Source organism: Rickettsia endosymbiont of Polydrusus tereticollis (assembly GCF_964026385.1).
GTDB lineage: Bacteria > Pseudomonadota > Alphaproteobacteria > Rickettsiales > Rickettsiaceae > Rickettsia.
In genome coordinates this window covers 716,746-736,329 of the sequence record NZ_OZ032142.1, presented here as the reverse complement: position 1 = coordinate 736,329, position 19,584 = coordinate 716,746, and the positions used below count along the sequence as shown (strand labels likewise).

Sequence of the window (19,584 nt, the reverse complement as noted above, 5' to 3'; positions counted from 1 at the left end):
ACCATTATACTCTTTCAACTGTTAACTGGCCTATTTGCTCAAATAATGATTTAATTAAATCTTCTTGGCCGGTATCTTGTTGTTTAGATTTCGATTTAAATCCAGAAACCATAAAATCTAAAGCTTCTTTCTTCCATTTATAAATCTGATTAGCGTGAACACCATATTTGCTGGTAATTTGAGCTATAGTCATTTCTCCAGATATTGCTTCAATTGCTATTTTTGCTTTTTCTTCTGCACTATATTTTTTAACTTGTTTTTTCATTTTTTGCTCCTTTTCCTAGGAGATATTATACCTACTTTTCTCTATTTTCTTGTCTAGTTTTTGGGTACCATTATAGAGAGTATTAGAGTCAGTCATATAATTTGTGTAAGTTGAAAAAAAGCAGATAAAGAATTACTGTAAAAAATAACAACTTAACCAAAGGAAATTATGGCTAAAAAATTAGAACAAGAGACAGCAAAAACAAATATAAATAATGAACTAGTAGAAGAGCTATTATCGCAAGCTAATCCTTCTGAGCTATTTGGTAAAGATGGACTGTTTCAGCAACTAAAGAAGCGTCTAGTAGAAAGAATATTGGAAAGTGAACTAAATCATGAATTAGGATATTCTAGGCATAGTAAAGTAGCGAAGATAGATAGCAATCGTAGGAATGGTACAACAGAAAAAACAATAATAGACGAGAGCGGTCAAAAAATAGTAATTGATGTACCACGTGATAGAGATAGTGAGTTTGAACCGCAACTAATCCCTAAAGGAGTTAGAAGGTTTTCCGGATTTGATGATACGGTTATTTCTCTCTACGCTCGAGGTATGACCATGAGTGAGATACAAGCACATTTAGAAGAAATCTACCACACTGAAGTTTCTAAGGAGCTCATCTCTACTATTACCGATGGAGTAATGGAAGATGTAATAAGATGGCAAGCTCGAGCATTAGATAGGATATATCCGATTGTTTATTTAGACTGTATAATGGTAAAAGCAAGAGATAATAATATGGTTATAAATAAAGCTGTTTACCTTGCTATTGCAGTTAATACAGAAGGTAAGAAAGAGTTGCTTGGTATTTGGATTAGCAAAAATGAAGGTGCAAAATTTTGGATGCAAGTTGTAACCGAGCTAAAAAATCGAGGTATAGAACAAATTTATGTAGCATGTATTGATGGGCTTAAAGGCTTTAGAGATGCCATAAACAGTATATTTCCAAATACTATAGTACAGCTTTGTATCGTGCATATGGTTCGTAATTCTGTAAAATATGTTTCTTATAAAGATCTTAAAGAAGTAACGTCTGACTTAAAACAAATCTATACAGCAAATAATGAGAGCATGGCAAATTTAGCATTAGAAGAGTTTGCTAAAAAATGGGATAGCAAATATCCGGTTATTTCTGATATATGGAAACGGTATGTAATGTCATGTAAGATTGCCGAGGGATGACAGTTAGCTTTGCCGGTGATAAAATAGGCATCTGAATACTTTTGGAGTTTACAGATGCCCGGTAGAAGAATAACAAATCAGCAATACGAGGTATATATGAAATTAAGAAAATCAGGTTTGAATCAAACAATTTGTTCAGCTAAAGCAGGTTTTTCACAACGTAGTGGTAGGAATTTAGAACGTAGGGAAGTGTTATCTTTATCGAAAGGGAAGAAAGTACGTAAGTACCGTAACGATCCATTAGAAGGAGTATGGGAAGGTGTATTAGTTCCTTTATTAGAACAACTACCATATTTAACATCTTGGACATTATTAGAATATCTTCAAGACGAATACCCAGGAAAATATCCGGACAGCATTTTAAGAACTGTTCAGCGACGCACTAGCAAGTGGAGAGCATTATATGGTCCGGAAAAGGAAGTTATCTTTCGCCAGCTTCATGTACCCGGTCGTCAAGGTTTATCGGATTTTACTGCTTTAAAAGGCATAGAGATTACTATTTGTGGTAAACCGTTTAAGCATCTATTGTATCATTTTCGGTTAGCTTATAGTAATTGGTCTTTTATGAAAGTGATTCAGGGCGGAGAAAGTTTTACCGCTCTTTCTCAATCGCTTCAGGATGCATTATGGAGTTTAGGAGGATGTCCTGAAGAACATAGGACTGACAGTTTGTCAGCTGCTTTCAAGAATTTATCGCAAGAGGAGTCAGATGATATAACATGTTCTTATAAAGAAGTATGTGCTCATTATGGCATGCATGCTACAAGAAACAATCGTGGGAAAGGACATGAGAATGGTAGCGTTGAGGCTGCACATGGTCATCTTAAGAGACGTTTAGAGCAAGCTCTTTTATTGCGTGGTTCTTATAATTTTGAATCTATAGATGACTATCAAAATTTTATAGACTCTGTTGTTCAACGACACAATAATCGTCATCAACCACAACTTTATATTGAACGATCTTATTTAAAAGGATTGCCGGCCCACAGAACTATAGATTTTAGCCAAACAACAGCTAGGGTGACAACTTCTAGCACTATTACAGTAAAAAAAGTTATGTATAGTGTACCTTCCAGATTAATAGGGTATCAATTAGGAATACATATTTATGATGATCGTTTGTCATGTTACTTGGGAAGTGATCATGTTTTGGATTTACCTAGAGTAAGAGGGGATGACAAGCAAAAAGCAGCTAGATGCATTAATTATCGTCATTTAATTAATAGCTTGGTACGTAAACCCGGAGCTTTTCGCTATTCTATTCTGCGGGATGACATACTACCAACTCCTATATATAAAAAAATTTGGTTGCTAATTGATCAACATTGTACACCACGTCAGGCTAATAAATTGATGGTAGGTATTTTAAAGCTTGCAGCAGATTATAACTGTGAGCAACAATTAGGAGAATTTGTTGTGTCATCCCTAATTAAAGGTAAGGTTCCTTGTTTAGGAACGTTACAAAACCGATATCAACCTTGTATGAAGTTAGTACCTCCTCCTGTAGAAATTAAGCAACATTCACTACAAACATATAATCATCTTTTGCCTTCATTTTTAGTAAGAGAGGTTAGCCCGGATATTGCATGAAGTGAGATTTAAAGTAAGAAATTGAGTAATTTATAATATTAGCAATGATACTTTTGTAAAAATTTTGCCAAAAAGTGCTTTGAAGCCGTTATTTTCAAATTTTAGATGTAATGCCCCTTACCCCATTTTTTCTAAGCACCGGGAACAGTGCTAATCTAGGTTATTCTAATGCTAATTTCTTCATCACATGATTCCATACCTGTCGGTAAGGATATGATGAAGATAACAAAAACTTAATACGCCTAGTATTACGGATAATTACTACCCCAATTTTTAATAATTTTAAACGTATTGTACCTATTTGTGCTTTTGCTAATGCACTACCTTGTAATAAATTACCTCTGATATATTCTACTAAAGTGTATGCAAGACCCGATAAAATCATTCTGAGCTGATTAGCCCACCATCTATGACAAGAAGTACGATCTGCAAATAATTCTAGTTGTTGCTCTTTTATACGGTTTTCCATATCACCACGACCACAGTAAACTTTGTCGTATAAATCTTCAGGTTTATCTGATAAATTAGTTACTATATACCTTGGATTTTCTCCAAGCATTGTCATTTCTGCCTTACCAATTATTCTACGTTCATGACTCCAACTACCAGCCTTATATGGAAACTCACTAAAAAGACGTTGCTTTTCTTGGGTTATAATAAATGCTGCTTTTGACTTCTCCATTGTAGGTTTCAGTAACTCATTTAGTCTGTTATTTTGGGGCATTCCTACAATATATTTTATATTATGAATATCACACCAATCAAACATCTGATGACGACAAAATCCACTATCACCACGAAAAATAATCTTTACCTCTGGCCAAGCTTGGCGAAAACGTTTTACTAACAATGATAATATTGCCCAAGAATGTTTTGCTTGATCCTGCTTTGACGTCCTAAGATAACTAACTAACAGATGCTTTCCACAAAAAACATACAAAGGTAAAAAGCAATTATGACCGTAATAACCATGATAAAACTTACCTTCCTGTTGCCCATGAATTTCATCATCCGTAGCATCAAAATCAAGTATTAGCTGCTTTGGTACTATTTTATGAGACTTAATAAATTTATCAAGCATTAGTTCATGCACTTTAATTGCAAAGTGTCTATCAGCATTGTTTTCTATACGACATAAGGTAGAACTACTTGCCATATCATCAATTGTTTCCATAGCTGTTTGCATAGCAGGACATTTTCGTAGATAATTGTGGTCATTTAAATCTTCATAACCTAATGCAATACCATAAATTCGTTGCCTCAGCATTGTTGCCATATTATGGGTAATTTTACTACCATCTCGTCTATCAGGAAATATTTTAGCAAGCTCCTCTGTTATACCAAGCCTTTTATCTGCTTCTCTTAATAACAACACACCTCCATCGCTACTAATATCACCTCCAGTGAAATTTATCTCTATTGTCCGATTTTTTACTTTGGAAAACTGGTAACTATATGCTATACAATTTGTCATGACAAAATCCTTTGTATTATTCTAATGAAATACCAGTATTATACAGCTTTACGAGGATTTTGTCTCCTATATCTCATGCAATATCCGGGTTAGCCATGCATAATGCTACAGCACTACCTATACTTTTAAAAGAGTTACGTCTACCTACTATACTTGAATTATGGCAATCGATTTTACAAAAAGCAGAGCATGAGGGATGGGATTATACTAAGTTTTTATCTATCCTTTTTGAATACGAAGTAGAAGCTCGTCAGAGGAAAAAGATTCAAACTTATTTAAGAAAAGCTCATCTACCGGTAGGTAAATCTTTAGCTACTTTTGATTTTAGTCAGGTTCAAACTTTAAATAAAGCAAAAGTAGATGACCTAGCTTGTAATATTAACGCGAATAGTGAATTAATGAGAGTATAAAAAAGAATAAGAAAAAGTAGACAGGATAAGGGATCATAGGCTATTTTTTTGGTTTAAAAACTAAAGGAAATAACCTATGAAAACTGATTTTACCTCATTATTTTGTTTTGTCGATGATTTGTTTAAAGAATTTGATAAAAATACTCTAGCAATTAATAGTAGCAAAGCTAAACCTGGTCCGAAAAGTTCTTTAACTAAAAGTGAAGTTTTAACCATATTAATAGGCTATTATCAATCATCATCAGATTGCTTTAAAAATTATTATAAATACACAATTTTACCTATACATTCCAAAGATTTTAAGCTAGTTTGTTATGAGCATTTTAATAAATTGATAGGAGAATATCTGCCTTATCTTACGATTTTACTAAATCATCTATTTGATAAATGCACCGGTACTTCGTTCGTAGATTCAACTTCTATTGCTGTTTGTAAGAATTATCGTATTTATTCACATAAGGTTTTTAATGGCTTAGCTGCTCGAGGAAAAACAACAAAAGGATGGTTTTTTGGACTTAAATTGCATTTGATTATAAACCCGCAAGGCTCTTTAATAAAGGCATCTTTCAGTAGTGGTAATAAAGATGATCGCAAACATTTTTCTTCTAGGATTAAAGATATTTTTGGCAAGGTATTTGGTGATCGTGGTTATATAAGTAAAGAGTTATTTAATGATTTACTTGATAAAAATATTCAGCTTATTACAAGAATTAAGAAAGGTATGAAAAATATCTTAATGCCTCTTAATGATAGAGCACTACTGCTAAAACGAGCTTTAGTTGAAACGGTTATCGGCAAAATAAAATTGCTCAATAAGTTCGAACATTCAAGGCATAGATCAGTCAAAAATGCCTTCTCTCATATGATCGCTTCTCTTATCAATTACCAGTTGCTCCCTACCAAGCCTTCTATCGACACGATACTTAATTCTTCATCTCTTTAATTCGCTATTCGCGTTAATATTAGTTGGGTTAAGCGAGCCGAAAATTTATTAGTTTTTGGTCCATCCGGGGTAGGAAAAAGTCATTTAGTTGCTGCACTAGGGTATGCATTGGTAGAAAAAAATATCAGAGTACTCTTTACTTCCCCCACTAAGCTTGTTCAAAATCTGCAAGCCTCTCGTCGAGATTGTCGCCTTCCGGCAGAACTTGCTAAACTTGATAAATATGATGTTATTATCCTTGATGATATAGGATATGTACGTAAGGATGAAGCTGAAACGCATGTTTTGTTCGAACTGATTGCTCAGCGATATGAATCAGGGAGTCTTATTGTTACATCTAATCAGCCTTTTAGTGAATGGGATAGTATTTTTGCTACAAACTCTATGACTGTAGCAGCTATCGATAGGCTAATTCATCATTCTACGATTCTAGAAATTAATTCTGAAAGTTATAGGAAAAAACATGCTCTTAAACAAACTTAATACTTACAGAAAAACAATTATAAAATCAAGTATGACACAAATTTAACGTTGTTATATCTAGAATTTAAACTTAAGTAAATATTCCAATATTATAAAGCATTAACAAAAAGGAGGCTTATTTATGCAAACTTATCCACCCTCTTACCGGCAAAGTTAGCTGTCATCCCCAGGCAATAAATTTTGTCGTTGCATAAACGTAATTGGACTGGAATAGTGCCTTTTTTTGCCTTTCCGGAAGAAATTAGAAGGGTCATCTATACTACTAATACGATTGAATCGGTAAATCGTCAAATCCGTAAAATTATTAAAAATAAGGGAGTTTTTCCAGATGATAAATCTATTACAAAAATCGTCTTTCTGGCTCTAAAAAATGCTGCAAAGAAATGGACCATGCCCATTAGAGAATGGTCCCTTGCTTTAAATCAATTTGAGATACTTTGCGGAGATTTTAAATATGAATTATTAGAAAATGAATTTTAGATACTTACACAAAATTTATGATTGACTCATGAAATCAGAACTCATCAATCTTTGGCAGCTAAAACTCCTCTTGCTTTCTTACAAAATTGTCAACGAATTACGTAACCTTTACAGTAGAAATTTACTTTAATTTCTCAATCTCTTCTTTTTTTAAGCCTGTAAAATTTACAATCTTTTCTATAGGTTCTTTGATACCTATCATCTTTTTAGCTAAATTAATCTTTTCTTATTTTTATTTCACTTCTCGTTCTTTCTTGTTTTATGCCTTGTTGCTCCCAATGATGTGCTAAACTGCCCATAAGTTTTTCTCTTAATTCAGGGTTTAAATAATAAATCAAACAAAAGAAATATTTAGCCTTATTCCTAAAGCTATAGCGGCACGGTCGAGAGTATCGAGGGTAACATTTGGGTTGTTAGGATTTAGAAGTCTATTTACAGCTGATCTACTTGTTTCCATTTTTTCAGCCATTTCTGATTTTGTTATGTGCTTTTGTTCCATAATTTGCTTTATTTGTTCAGCAAGGATACGCTTATGAGCTATTGCTGTAACCTCTTCTAATATTCCAATTTCATTAAGAAAATCATCAAAATTAGAACCAATATGCTTTTGATTAAGTTCATTCACAATTCCACCTCTTTTTTTCTTTTATATGCTAATTCTAATTCTTTCTCAGGAGTTTTTTGAGATTTTTTTATAAATCCATGTAAAAGAATCATTTTATTACCTATTATACAAAAAAATACTCTTCCTATTTTGCCGTTTGTTAAGTTTGATCTCACCTCATACATTCCTTTACCTAAAGATTTACATACAGGCATCCCCATTGGCCAAGAGTATTCTATAGTTTTTATATCCGTACCAATGATTTTACAGTCTTTAGAGGCTAGTTTAAGTAACCAATCACGTACCGGTTCTTTTTTAGTCACAGATCGATAAAATTTTACAGTAAGAGTTTTTGAAATATTAAGCATTATATCAGTGTACCATATTTAGTACAATTTGACAATTTATATAATAAAAAATTATTTAAAGAAAGAACAAAATCTTGTTTTCTATAGATTTGGATAATCGCATCATATTTGGTTTATCAGACATAATATTAGTCTTAATTGTAAATAAAGCAATATTATATAAGCTTCTTCCTCATGAGTATATTAAAAAATGAAACCAATTTAGAAACCATCATTTGTAAATCTTTAATACCCGCCTTCATCCTCATTATACGTTTGTCCTAAAATATTTGTTTCATCTGGATAAATATCCAAGATATTTGAATTTAGAACTACCGGTAGGACAATCTTGTTTTTTATGGGGAGCACGGAAAACCGGTAAATCGACTTATTTAAAAGAAAAATTTTCACAAAGCCTTTATATAGATCTATTGCAGGCAGATATATATCAAATTTATTTTCGGTATCCTGAGCGTTTACGAGAGGAAATTCAAGCACAAAATAAAATATCTACTATCATCATTGATGAAGTACAGAAAGTACCGTTACTTCTTGATGAAGTACATCATTTAATAGAATCAAATAAATCTCTTCAATTTATTCTTTGTGGATCAAGTGCAAGGCGTTTAAAATCAACAGGTGCTAACTTGCTTGGAGGTAGAGCTTGGCGATATATGTTTTTACCTTTATGCTATCCTGAAATAAAAGAAATTAATTGGCATAAAATTTTTAATCATGGTCTTATACCTAGCCATTATACAGCTCCAGTGATGGTTCACAAATTTTTAGCCTCTTATCTGTTTGACTATATTTTACCTGAGGTACAATTTGAAGCAGGCCTTAGGAAAAGAGAAGCCTTTGCAAAGTTTTTAGAAATTATAGGGATTTCTAACGGTGAAATGGTCAATTTTAGTAATATTGCTAGAGATTGTGGAATTGATGCAAAAACTGTAAGAACGTATTTTGAAATATTAGAAGATATGTATTTGGGATATTATTTATATCCTTATAGATCACGTACAAAACGACAAATTATAACAGAAACACCTAAATTTTATCTTTTTGGCACCGGTCTTGTAAATTATTTAAGAAGATATGAGTACAAAGAAATGATAGGATTTGAAGCCGGCAGAGCTTTTGAGCATTATGTATTTCTCGAATTTATAGCATACAAGTATTTACATGATAAAAGAGATCAATTATTTTATTGGCGTACAAAAGAAGGTTATGAAGTTGACTTCATAGTTCAGGATAATGCATTTGAAGTTAAAATTTCCTCATCTATACAAAAAAATCATTTAAGAGGTCTTTTAGAAATTGCCAAAGAGCATAATTTTAAGTTACATATTATTTGTTTTGAAAAGAAAAAGCGTATAATTACCATAGAAAATAAAGAAATTATTATTTGGCCTATAAAAGAGTTTTTAGATACATTATGGTGCCATGATATATGGAAATAAGAAACTATTTAAGAAATTTTGCTAGCTTTGGAAACTCCAATACAACTTCAGCACTATGGTGTATAAATTTCAGCTATTAGTAATTGCCTGTGGCGTCCTCTCCTAGTATCACCCAACCTTCTTCTTTAAGACTTTCGCTTGTATAATTATTTTGGCATATTATATTTATCGGCTGGTGCGGAGAGTTACCAAACCATAATTTTTCCTTATCTAATGCAACCAAATTCACAATTGAACGATCAATTAAATATTCAGGATGATGGTCTATTATCTTCTGAAATAACCAGGGATATTCATGCACAAATTTTTGAACGCAATTATAATCTTTACTTTTCATAGCACCTAACCCGGATATTGCATGAAGTGAGATTTAAAGTAAGAAATTGAGTAATTTATAATATTAGCAATGATACTTTTGTAAAAATTTTGCCAAAAAGTGCTTTGAAGCCGTTATTTTCAAATTTTAGATGTAATGCCCCTTACCCCATTTTTTCTAAGCACCGGGAACAGTGCTAATCTAGGTTATTCTAATGCTAATTTCTTCATCACATGATTCCATACCTGTCGGTAAGGATATGATGAAGATAACAAAAACTTAATACGCCTAGTATTACGGATAATTACTACCCCAATTTTTAATAATTTTAAACGTATTGTACCTATTTGTGCTTTTGCTAATGCACTACCTTGTAATAAATTACCTCTGATATATTCTACTAAAGTGTATGCAAGACCCGATAAAATCATTCTGAGCTGATTAGCCCACCATCTATGACAAGAAGTACGATCTGCAAATAATTCTAGTTGTTGCTCTTTTATACGGTTTTCCATATCACCACGACCACAGTAAACTTTGTCGTATAAATCTTCAGGTTTATCTGATAAATTAGTTACTATATACCTTGGATTTTCTCCAAGCATTGTCATTTCTGCCTTACCAATTATTCTACGTTCATGACTCCAACTACCAGCCTTATATGGAAACTCACTAAAAAGACGTTGCTTTTCTTGGGTTATAATAAATGCTGCTTTTGACTTCTCCATTGTAGGTTTCAGTAACTCATTTAGTCTGTTATTTTGGGGCATTCCTACAATATATTTTATATTATGAATATCACACCAATCAAACATCTGATGACGACAAAATCCACTATCACCACGAAAAATAATCTTTACCTCTGGCCAAGCTTGGCGAAAACGTTTTACTAACAATGATAATATTGCCCAAGAATGTTTTGCTTGATCCTGCTTTGACGTCCTAAGATAACTAACTAACAGATGCTTTCCACAAAAAACATACAAAGGTAAAAAGCAATTATGACCGTAATAACCATGATAAAACTTACCTTCCTGTTGCCCATGAATTTCATCATCCGTAGCATCAAAATCAAGTATTAGCTGCTTTGGTACTATTTTATGAGACTTAATAAATTTATCAAGCATTAGTTCATGCACTTTAATTGCAAAGTGTCTATCAGCATTGTTTTCTATACGACATAAGGTAGAACTACTTGCCATATCATCAATTGTTTCCATAGCTGTTTGCATAGCAGGACATTTTCGTAGATAATTGTGGTCATTTAAATCTTCATAACCTAATGCAATACCATAAATTCGTTGCCTCAGCATTGTTGCCATATTATGGGTAATTTTACTACCATCTCGTCTATCAGGAAATATTTTAGCAAGCTCCTCTGTTATACCAAGCCTTTTATCTGCTTCTCTTAATAACAACACACCTCCATCGCTACTAATATCACCTCCAGTGAAATTTATCTCTATTGTCCGATTTTTTACTTTGGAAAACTGGTAACTATATGCTATACAATTTGTCATGACAAAATCCTTTGTATTATTCTAATGAAATACCAGTATTATACAGCTTTACGAGGATTTTGTCTCCTATATCTCATGCAATATCCGGGCTAAATAGCTGCTTTTACAAGCATCCAAGCCAAATGAAATATTTTACAATATATTCTGCTTCAAAAATCATACAAACCTTGCTTGAAGAAAGTGATGACCGTCTAGTTATTATACATCCTAAACTTAAAAAATCTTCTTTAGAATTAGCACAAGAGCATATCAAAAATGATTATGGGGCTTCGAAATTTATAAAGGCTTATCTTAGTTTAGCACCATTAAAAGATTACCTTAATAAGCACGTTCCTGAATTTATAAAAAATGGTGGCACAAGAGAGCTTATATTAGAGAGAGGAAGTACGGATAGTAGTATACTAAAAGTTAAAGAAAAACTACAACCTGAAGTTTTAAACAAAATAGCAGAATTAGCAAGTATAGGAAGGTGGAGTTTCAAAAGCATACTTAATAATTGGGGAGTCAAGGGTTATTTAGAAGAACAATATTTACAAAAAGTATTAGGAAATTTATACAATAATTGGACTTTAGAAATTGCCCAAATGCTTTGTTTTGAAGCAACTTGTTTAGCCCGGATATTGCATGAGATATAGGAGACAAAATCCTCGTAAAGCTGTATAATACTGGTATTTCATTAGAATAATACAAAGGATTTTGTCATGACAAATTGTATAGCATATAGTTACCAGTTTTCCAAAGTAAAAAATCGGACAATAGAGATAAATTTCACTGGAGGTGATATTAGTAGCGATGGAGGTGTGTTGTTATTAAGAGAAGCAGATAAAAGGCTTGGTATAACAGAGGAGCTTGCTAAAATATTTCCTGATAGACGAGATGGTAGTAAAATTACCCATAATATGGCAACAATGCTGAGGCAACGAATTTATGGTATTGCATTAGGTTATGAAGATTTAAATGACCACAATTATCTACGAAAATGTCCTGCTATGCAAACAGCTATGGAAACAATTGATGATATGGCAAGTAGTTCTACCTTATGTCGTATAGAAAACAATGCTGATAGACACTTTGCAATTAAAGTGCATGAACTAATGCTTGATAAATTTATTAAGTCTCATAAAATAGTACCAAAGCAGCTAATACTTGATTTTGATGCTACGGATGATGAAATTCATGGGCAACAGGAAGGTAAGTTTTATCATGGTTATTACGGTCATAATTGCTTTTTACCTTTGTATGTTTTTTGTGGAAAGCATCTGTTAGTTAGTTATCTTAGGACGTCAAAGCAGGATCAAGCAAAACATTCTTGGGCAATATTATCATTGTTAGTAAAACGTTTTCGCCAAGCTTGGCCAGAGGTAAAGATTATTTTTCGTGGTGATAGTGGATTTTGTCGTCATCAGATGTTTGATTGGTGTGATATTCATAATATAAAATATATTGTAGGAATGCCCCAAAATAACAGACTAAATGAGTTACTGAAACCTACAATGGAGAAGTCAAAAGCAGCATTTATTATAACCCAAGAAAAGCAACGTCTTTTTAGTGAGTTTCCATATAAGGCTGGTAGTTGGAGTCATGAACGTAGAATAATTGGTAAGGCAGAAATGACAATGCTTGGAGAAAATCCAAGGTATATAGTAACTAATTTATCAGATAAACCTGAAGATTTATACGACAAAGTTTACTGTGGTCGTGGTGATATGGAAAACCGTATAAAAGAGCAACAACTAGAATTATTTGCAGATCGTACTTCTTGTCATAGATGGTGGGCTAATCAGCTCAGAATGATTTTATCGGGTCTTGCATACACTTTAGTAGAATATATCAGAGGTAATTTATTACAAGGTAGTGCATTAGCAAAAGCACAAATAGGTACAATACGTTTAAAATTATTAAAAATTGGGGTAGTAATTATCCGTAATACTAGGCGTATTAAGTTTTTGTTATCTTCATCATATCCTTACCGACAGGTATGGAATCATGTGATGAAGAAATTAGCATTAGAATAACCTAGATTAGCACTGTTCCCGGTGCTTAGAAAAAATGGGGTAAGGGGCATTACATCTAAAATTTGAAAATAACGGCTTCAAAGCACTTTTTGGCAAAATTTTTACAAAAGTATCATTGCTAATATTATAAATTACTCAATTTCTTACTTTAAATCTCACTTCATGCAATATCCGGGTTAGCAGCTTGCCGGCATCTTGAGAATCCATTTTACTAAAATATGTCTTAAGTTCATTTTCATAAGCCCCTTTATATTTTCCCCGAGTAATATAAGCCTCTATAAAAAGCTCTAAGCTTTTATTTTGATCACCTAAATCATAGTAAACCCTTCCAATATCATACAGAGCTTTAAAAATATATTGCCCCTCTATATCTTTATCTTTATGCATTTTACAGAATTTTTTAAAGCCCTGCTCCAAAAATGGTAAAGCCAAATGTAGGCTGCTTTTTTTTAATGTGTTATCGTTTTGCTCTTCAGCTTTATTTAAGTATGCTATTCCCTGATTATAATCTACAATAGCAGATTCAAGGGGTGAGATATTTTGGTCTTGTTCTAGCTGTTTTATTTTTCCTTTAATTATTTCTATAGACTCAAGGTATGCGGCAATATCAGGATGATTTGGATTCAGGCTTTTCTTTACTTCATAAGCGGGTTTAATGTAAGACTTTAAGTAATCTTGTGCTTTATATGGATATAATTCTACACCAATTATTCCAGCGTTATAACGAGCTGTAGCAATTAGTCTATCAAATACTAAATCTTGTAACTTTAATTCATGACTTGAATTAAAGGCTTTGTTTATTTCTAAAACTTTTTCATAATATTGATATGACTGTTGAAGATCATGCTTAATAAATTGGTTATAAGCCGCAAGTTTATTGTATAAATTCGCTAACTCAGTATTTGTTATGAGTAACTTTTTATTTTCACAATCCTTTAATATTTTTTCTGCATATGTATAAAGTATTTTTGCTTTTTCCCATTCCTTTTCTTGCTCTTTATTTATTTCAGGAAAAATTGTATCCAAAGCTTTTATCAAATTTTTATAAATTTCAATTTCTTGTGTATAGCCTCTATCATTAGGAGGATAATATTTATTTACTGCTTCTAAAATTGACTCTGTTAATTTTATTTTATTTTCGCTTTGTTCTTGTTGCATTAATACCCAAAACCCTAACTCTATCTTTGTATCTATAACAGTTTTATCAAATAAGCTTGTAAGGATTTCTACAGGTATAGAATTAGTGCCTAAATAACTAGAATGCAGCAATATATTCCAAGCTGTAACATGCTCCTTCTGCATTAACTCAAACAATTTAAACAACTTCTCTATCGTAACAATATCATTAGCACTTTTTTCTTTCATAAATATTTCATTTGTTAATCTATAATTGTTAAAGAAGTTTAATAGACTAACTTTACTTTTTCAACCTAAATTTAAGTTCTGTGAACATTTCCAATTGATTTACTATTTTGAGATGTTTTTTAGCGAAAATTAATAAGGTTTTTGTCGGAATAGTTGCAACTGATCTTGCAACAAAAAAACAGACAAATTAAAAAGAGTTGTTTTTAATTTTTTTATAATTTAACTCGTACTCATTTGGAGTTTTGTATTTTAAAGTAGAATGCCTCCGTTTTTGGTTATAAAAAATATAGATATAAGTAAATATATCAAGCCTTGCTCCTGCGAAGCTTTGGTATTTTTTAAAATAAACAAGCTCAGTTTTTAAAGTATGAAAGAAGCTCTCCATAGCAGCATTATCATAAGAAATACTGTTTTACCATGAACTTAAAACAATTTTAGAAGGTTAAGTAAACATTACGAACATACTGTCAAATCTGCTACTAATCAGATTTATATTGCTTTGATCCGATTAATGCTTAATAGATTAATACCTATTTACAGATAGGCTCTAAGGTTTTATAAATTTAAAATAATTTAATATTATATTTTATATAGTTTAAGTAGCCATACCATTAAGCATTTACTATGTGTTATCTCTATACTAAATATTATAAAATATCTTAGTTTAAAACGTGATAATAGCTCTTCTACTTAAGTGAAAATAGAAGAGCCATTAGGGAAAATATTAGCTTTTTACTTCAATTTTCCTTGAAGTACTTTGTTCTTTTTTTGGTATTTTTATATGCAATATACCATTTTCAAAACGAGCTTCTACATTTTCTTCATTGATGTTTAACGGCAAACTTATTGATCTTTGAAAAGTTCCGTAATATCTTTCTCGCATGTGATAATTCTTATTTTTATCTTCTGAACTTTCTTCTCTTGAGCCTTTAATAGTTAAAATATTATTGTCTATTTTTAATTCTATATTTTGCTGAACTACTCCCGGTAATTCTACTTCTAAATTATATTCTGTATCTGTTTCCGATATATCTGTTCTAGGTGCTAGATTCCTTGCTGTATCGGTTAAACCGGGATTCGTCAAAGAATAAAAATCATTAAAAAATTCGTTAAATATATTATCTAAATAACTATATCTTGCATTATTATTGGCTTCAGATTTATTCCTTATCCGTGGTAAATTAAATGCCATAACGTACCTCCTTTCCAATTTGGTTAATAGATCGAAGGAGTTAGCCTCCGTAGATTAACTCCTTCTAAGTAATTATTTTTTATTCATCGTCATGGTCGCCTTTATGAGAAGCATGTCCTCCTTTAGCAGCTATTTCTCTAACTTTTTCTTTATCCATAGCGGCAAATCCTCGTTTTCCTGATTTACTATCATCATGCTCGCTGTGACCATGCCCGCCATGAGAAGCGTGCCCTCCTTTAGCAGCTATTTCTCTGACTTTTTCTTTGTCCATGGCAGCAAATCCTTTATCTTTATTAGTCATAATGCCCTCCTTAATATTCAGGGTTGATAAGATAGAACCACTTTTATATCGTTTTGTGTAGCTCCATATATAATGGTAGGAAAATCTAACCCGGATATTGCATGAAGTGAGATTTAAAGTAAGAAATTGAGTAATTTATAATATTAGCAATGATACTTTTGTAAAAATTTTGCCAAAAAGTGCTTTGAAGCCGTTATTTTCAAATTTTAGATGTAATGCCCCTTACCCCATTTTTTCTAAGCACCGGGAACAGTGCTAATCTAGGTTATTCTAATGCTAATTTCTTCATCACATGATTCCATACCTGTCGGTAAGGATATGATGAAGATAACAAAAACTTAATACGCCTAGTATTACGGATAATTACTACCCCAATTTTTAATAATTTTAAACGTATTGTACCTATTTGTGCTTTTGCTAATGCACTACCTTGTAATAAATTACCTCTGATATATTCTACTAAAGTGTATGCAAGACCCGATAAAATCATTCTGAGCTGATTAGCCCACCATCTATGACAAGAAGTACGATCTGCAAATAATTCTAGTTGTTGCTCTTTTATACGGTTTTCCATATCACCACGACCACAGTAAACTTTGTCGTATAAATCTTCAGGTTTATCTGATAAATTAGTTACTATATACCTTGGATTTTCTCCAAGCATTGTCATTTCTGCCTTACCAATTATTCTACGTTCATGACTCCAACTACCAGCCTTATATGGAAACTCACTAAAAAGACGTTGCTTTTCTTGGGTTATAATAAATGCTGCTTTTGACTTCTCCATTGTAGGTTTCAGTAACTCATTTAGTCTGTTATTTTGGGGCATTCCTACAATATATTTTATATTATGAATATCACACCAATCAAACATCTGATGACGACAAAATCCACTATCACCACGAAAAATAATCTTTACCTCTGGCCAAGCTTGGCGAAAACGTTTTACTAACAATGATAATATTGCCCAAGAATGTTTTGCTTGATCCTGCTTTGACGTCCTAAGATAACTAACTAACAGATGCTTTCCACAAAAAACATACAAAGGTAAAAAGCAATTATGACCGTAATAACCATGATAAAACTTACCTTCCTGTTGCCCATGAATTTCATCATCCGTAGCATCAAAATCAAGTATTAGCTGCTTTGGTACTATTTTATGAGACTTAATAAATTTATCAAGCATTAGTTCATGCACTTTAATTGCAAAGTGTCTATCAGCATTGTTTTCTATACGACATAAGGTAGAACTACTTGCCATATCATCAATTGTTTCCATAGCTGTTTGCATAGCAGGACATTTTCGTAGATAATTGTGGTCATTTAAATCTTCATAACCTAATGCAATACCATAAATTCGTTGCCTCAGCATTGTTGCCATATTATGGGTAATTTTACTACCATCTCGTCTATCAGGAAATATTTTAGCAAGCTCCTCTGTTATACCAAGCCTTTTATCTGCTTCTCTTAATAACAACACACCTCCATCGCTACTAATATCACCTCCAGTGAAATTTATCTCTATTGTCCGATTTTTTACTTTGGAAAACTGGTAACTATATGCTATACAATTTGTCATGACAAAATCCTTTGTATTATTCTAATGAAATACCAGTATTATACAGCTTTACGAGGATTTTGTCTCCTATATCTCATGCAATATCCGGGCTAAATAGCAAGTCAACCTAAAAAATCATAAATTATAAATTATTATTGTTGTTAATAAAATTAATTTTTAAGTATTTTAGGTTATCTTTAAAAAGTTTAGTTTTATTGTTGTTTTTTTAACCTTGACCTGAAAAAATTTAAGGAGTAAGCTTATAATTGCAATAGAAATTAAGGAGGCTAAAATGACAACTTTAGTAGGAACTCAAAATAATTTTGTAGACGCAACAACACTTTTAGTTGCTCGCAATGACATTGAGAATCTACCTACCCACCAAATTGTTCTTTTATAATTCGATCTTCAAGAGTGTGATTTTTATTAAAAAGTAATTTTATAGCTTTGTCTTTTACTGATTTAATAGTTACCGATTTTATATTACTAAATTCTTGAAAGTCTGCAGTTGCATTTATAGGTCTTTTATTTACTTCAAGTATCTCAAACTTGATGGAAGTAGAGGAGGGCAGTAATGCTCCGTGCCATCTCCGAGGTCTAAATGCACAGATAGGAGTTAAGCATAATACGTTTGATTCTAGCGGTAGAATAGGACCACCTGCGGAAAGATTGTAAGCACTACTACCTGCCGGAGTAGAAACTATAGCCCCGTCGGCGATTAACTCACTCATCCGCTCGATTTGATTAACTTCAATACTAAACTTAGCGGCTTGATTGGTTTTACGAAATATTGATACTTCATTTATAGCAAGAGCATAATGGATATTGCCGTTAACGTCTTCCGCCTCCATTGAGAGGGGATTTAAGTCAGCAGTTATACTTTCATGTAAATTTTCTAATAATTTTTCATTATTAATAGGGTTCATTAAAAAACCTAAACTACCTGAGTTAATGCCGTAAAAAGGTAGATTAAGGTTCATATAACGATGGATTGCGTGTAATAATTCTCCGTCCCCTCCTATTACAATAATTATTTCAGCCTCACTTGGTTTGCTAAAGGAAAAAAGTTTTTTCAGTTGCTCGGCAAGTGCAACGGATTTAGGAGAATTATTATAAACCACCGCTATTTTATTTACGTTCATTGGATTAAGTTCCTCTTAAACTTTAAGTTTTTGATATTATTCTTGCACTCTATGTCATTCCGTTGATCGCAGGAATCCAGAAAAAACACTTAAAATAAGTAAAATTATATAAAAATTTACTATATAACTCGCTTAAATATTCTCTGGATTCCCGCGTTCGCGGGAATGACATATACCACTTTTCTTGATCCACGCAACAATACTTATACTTTACGAGAATGACATTGACGCAGTCTTTGCCATACCAAGTATAATATATGATTAACTACTAAAATAATAAAACAAGATGCCGCAACATCACTAATAAAATGTCCGCCCATTAATATACGGCTAAAGCCAACTAACGAACCGAAGAGTAGGGCGGTAACATAAAGCCATGAAAAATATATATGCGGTAAAATATAAGCAAAGCTAGTGAAATAATAACCCATGGCGGCATGACCGGAGGAAAATGAGCAATTACGATCACATTGATCGGTTATTAGTAAAGCCTTGGTAAAATCTTTTTCTCCGCCGAAATTCTCTATTTGCGTCGGGCGGGCTCTACCGAAATTCTCTTTTAAAGCGTAATTAACTATCAACCCCGGACCGATAGCAGCAGTAATTAATATATAAAAACTCCATGATAAAAAAATAGTTTTTCTATATTTAATAAGATAATAAAATGTCCATAATAAAGATATTATAACTATCGCTTTCGTTAATATCGGTATAGATAAAAATAAAAACCTCACTATAGCGGTATTTTTATAAATAAAGCCGTTACTATGGTGATAGAAAAATTTAGAAAAATCTATATCTAACTGAGGAAATAAAGTAAGTATAATTAAAATAATTCCTGATATAAACATACTTATATAAACTAAACGATTATTAATCATAGACGATAGAACAAGAATAAGTTATAAGTTAAGATTATAATAACTATAGAAATTAA

20 protein-coding genes and 3 pseudogenes are annotated in these 19,584 nt (G+C 32.2%); 10 read left to right on the top strand and 13 right to left on the bottom strand.

Annotated features, from left to right (window positions below; all coding sequences use genetic code 11):
* Positions 1-4: 4 nt before the first annotated feature.
* On the bottom strand, positions 5-265 hold the full coding sequence (locus AAGD48_RS03390) for a transposase (protein WP_341790446.1): 261 nt from the start codon (positions 263-265) through the stop codon (positions 5-7).
* A 168-nt stretch (positions 266-433) separates the two neighbouring features.
* Between AAGD48_RS03390 and AAGD48_RS03385 the strand changes: the two genes are divergently transcribed.
* Together AAGD48_RS03385 and istA are read left to right on the top strand one after the other, a co-directional pair.
* Positions 434-1,447, top strand: a complete 1,014-nt coding sequence (locus AAGD48_RS03385; RefSeq protein ID WP_341790445.1) for an IS256 family transposase — start codon at positions 434-436, stop codon at positions 1,445-1,447.
* A 54-nt stretch (positions 1,448-1,501) separates the two neighbouring features.
* Positions 1,502-3,037, top strand: coding sequence for an IS21 family transposase (istA, locus tag AAGD48_RS03380; RefSeq protein WP_341789898.1), 1,536 nt, complete (start codon positions 1,502-1,504; stop codon positions 3,035-3,037).
* 160 nt (positions 3,038-3,197) lie between these two features.
* Here the strand turns inward: istA and AAGD48_RS03375 are convergent, their stop codons facing one another.
* Positions 3,198-4,511: an IS1380 family transposase gene (locus tag AAGD48_RS03375; RefSeq protein ID WP_341789277.1), complete on the bottom strand. Its 1,314-nt coding sequence runs from the start codon at positions 4,509-4,511 to the stop codon at positions 3,198-3,200.
* A gap of 59 nt (positions 4,512-4,570) precedes the next feature.
* Between AAGD48_RS03375 and AAGD48_RS03370 the strand changes: the two genes are divergently transcribed.
* The 4 genes and pseudogenes from AAGD48_RS03370 to AAGD48_RS03355 form a co-directional block, all read left to right on the top strand.
* Positions 4,571-4,921, top strand: a complete 351-nt coding sequence (locus AAGD48_RS03370) for an ATP-binding protein (protein ID WP_341790444.1) — start codon at positions 4,571-4,573, stop codon at positions 4,919-4,921.
* A 76-nt stretch (positions 4,922-4,997) separates the two neighbouring features.
* Positions 4,998-5,864: an IS982 family transposase gene (locus AAGD48_RS03365; RefSeq protein WP_341789395.1), complete on the top strand. Its 867-nt coding sequence runs from the start codon at positions 4,998-5,000 to the stop codon at positions 5,862-5,864.
* Positions 5,865-5,870: 6 nt separating this feature from the next.
* A complete protein-coding gene (istB, locus tag AAGD48_RS03360; protein ID WP_341790720.1) occupies positions 5,871-6,347 on the top strand; it encodes an IS21-like element helper ATPase IstB in 477 nt (158 codons plus the stop codon).
* Between the two features lie 192 nt (positions 6,348-6,539).
* Positions 6,540-6,827, top strand: a pseudogene (locus tag AAGD48_RS03355) (transposase); the annotation flags it as partial.
* A 334-nt stretch (positions 6,828-7,161) separates the two neighbouring features.
* Here AAGD48_RS03355 and AAGD48_RS03350 read toward each other — a convergent pair.
* Complete coding sequence (locus tag AAGD48_RS03350; protein ID WP_341790442.1) at positions 7,162-7,452, bottom strand: helix-turn-helix transcriptional regulator; 291 nt, start codon at positions 7,450-7,452, stop codon at positions 7,162-7,164.
* Entirely contained in the window at positions 7,449-7,799 is a 351-nt protein-coding gene (locus tag AAGD48_RS03345) for a type II toxin-antitoxin system RelE/ParE family toxin (protein WP_341790441.1), read from the bottom strand. Before AAGD48_RS03345 ends, AAGD48_RS03350 begins: the two co-directional genes overlap by 4 nt.
* 269 nt (positions 7,800-8,068) lie before the next feature.
* Between AAGD48_RS03345 and AAGD48_RS03340 the strand changes: the two are divergent.
* Both AAGD48_RS03340 and AAGD48_RS03335 read left to right on the top strand, forming a co-directional pair.
* Positions 8,069-8,422: pseudogene (locus AAGD48_RS03340) on the top strand (AAA family ATPase); the annotation flags it as partial.
* A 240-nt stretch (positions 8,423-8,662) separates the two neighbouring features.
* On the top strand, positions 8,663-9,238 hold the full coding sequence (locus AAGD48_RS03335) for an ATP-binding protein (protein WP_410526033.1): 576 nt from the start codon (positions 8,663-8,665) through the stop codon (positions 9,236-9,238).
* Positions 9,239-9,314: 76 nt separating this feature from the next.
* On the opposite strand, the gene AAGD48_RS03330 is transcribed toward AAGD48_RS03335, so the two are convergent.
* Both AAGD48_RS03330 and AAGD48_RS03325 read right to left on the bottom strand, forming a co-directional pair.
* A complete protein-coding gene (locus tag AAGD48_RS03330) occupies positions 9,315-9,575 on the bottom strand; it encodes a hypothetical protein (protein WP_341790440.1) in 261 nt (86 codons plus the stop codon).
* A 185-nt stretch (positions 9,576-9,760) separates the two neighbouring features.
* Positions 9,761-11,074, bottom strand: coding sequence for an IS1380 family transposase (locus tag AAGD48_RS03325; protein ID WP_341789277.1), 1,314 nt, complete (start codon positions 11,072-11,074; stop codon positions 9,761-9,763).
* A gap of 59 nt (positions 11,075-11,133) precedes the next feature.
* On the opposite strand from AAGD48_RS03325, the gene AAGD48_RS03320 reads away from it, so the two are divergent.
* Positions 11,134-11,709, top strand: a complete 576-nt coding sequence (locus AAGD48_RS03320) for a hypothetical protein (RefSeq protein ID WP_341790439.1) — start codon at positions 11,134-11,136, stop codon at positions 11,707-11,709.
* 66 nt (positions 11,710-11,775) lie between these two features.
* Positions 11,776-13,089 carry an IS1380 family transposase gene (locus tag AAGD48_RS03315; protein WP_341789277.1) on the top strand — a complete coding sequence of 438 codons (1,314 nt, stop codon included), beginning with the start codon at positions 11,776-11,778 and terminating at the stop codon, positions 13,087-13,089.
* 135 nt (positions 13,090-13,224) lie between these two features.
* Here AAGD48_RS03315 and AAGD48_RS03310 read toward each other — a convergent pair whose 3' ends face one another.
* The 7 genes and pseudogenes from AAGD48_RS03310 to AAGD48_RS03280 all read right to left on the bottom strand — a co-directional run bounded on the left by AAGD48_RS03310 (position 13,225) and on the right by AAGD48_RS03280 (position 19,498).
* A complete protein-coding gene (locus AAGD48_RS03310; RefSeq protein WP_341790438.1) occupies positions 13,225-14,454 on the bottom strand; it encodes a hypothetical protein in 1,230 nt (409 codons plus the stop codon).
* A gap of 187 nt (positions 14,455-14,641) precedes the next feature.
* Positions 14,642-14,854: pseudogene (locus tag AAGD48_RS03305) on the bottom strand (IS3 family transposase); the annotation flags it as partial.
* Between the two features lie 324 nt (positions 14,855-15,178).
* Positions 15,179-15,646: an Hsp20/alpha crystallin family protein gene (locus tag AAGD48_RS03300; protein WP_341790437.1), complete on the bottom strand. Its 468-nt coding sequence runs from the start codon at positions 15,644-15,646 to the stop codon at positions 15,179-15,181.
* A gap of 79 nt (positions 15,647-15,725) precedes the next feature.
* Positions 15,726-15,947 (bottom strand): KGG domain-containing protein, encoded by a 222-nt coding sequence (locus AAGD48_RS03295; RefSeq protein ID WP_341790436.1) that lies wholly within the window; start codon positions 15,945-15,947, stop codon positions 15,726-15,728.
* A gap of 265 nt (positions 15,948-16,212) precedes the next feature.
* Complete coding sequence (locus AAGD48_RS03290) at positions 16,213-17,526, bottom strand: IS1380 family transposase (protein WP_341789277.1); 1,314 nt, start codon at positions 17,524-17,526, stop codon at positions 16,213-16,215.
* Between the two features lie 353 nt (positions 17,527-17,879).
* A complete protein-coding gene (locus tag AAGD48_RS03285; RefSeq protein WP_341790435.1) occupies positions 17,880-18,647 on the bottom strand; it encodes an NAD kinase in 768 nt (255 codons plus the stop codon).
* Between the two features lie 203 nt (positions 18,648-18,850).
* On the bottom strand, positions 18,851-19,498 hold the full coding sequence (locus AAGD48_RS03280) for a phosphatase PAP2 family protein (protein ID WP_341790434.1): 648 nt from the start codon (positions 19,496-19,498) through the stop codon (positions 18,851-18,853).
* Positions 19,499-19,584 lie beyond the last annotated feature (86 nt).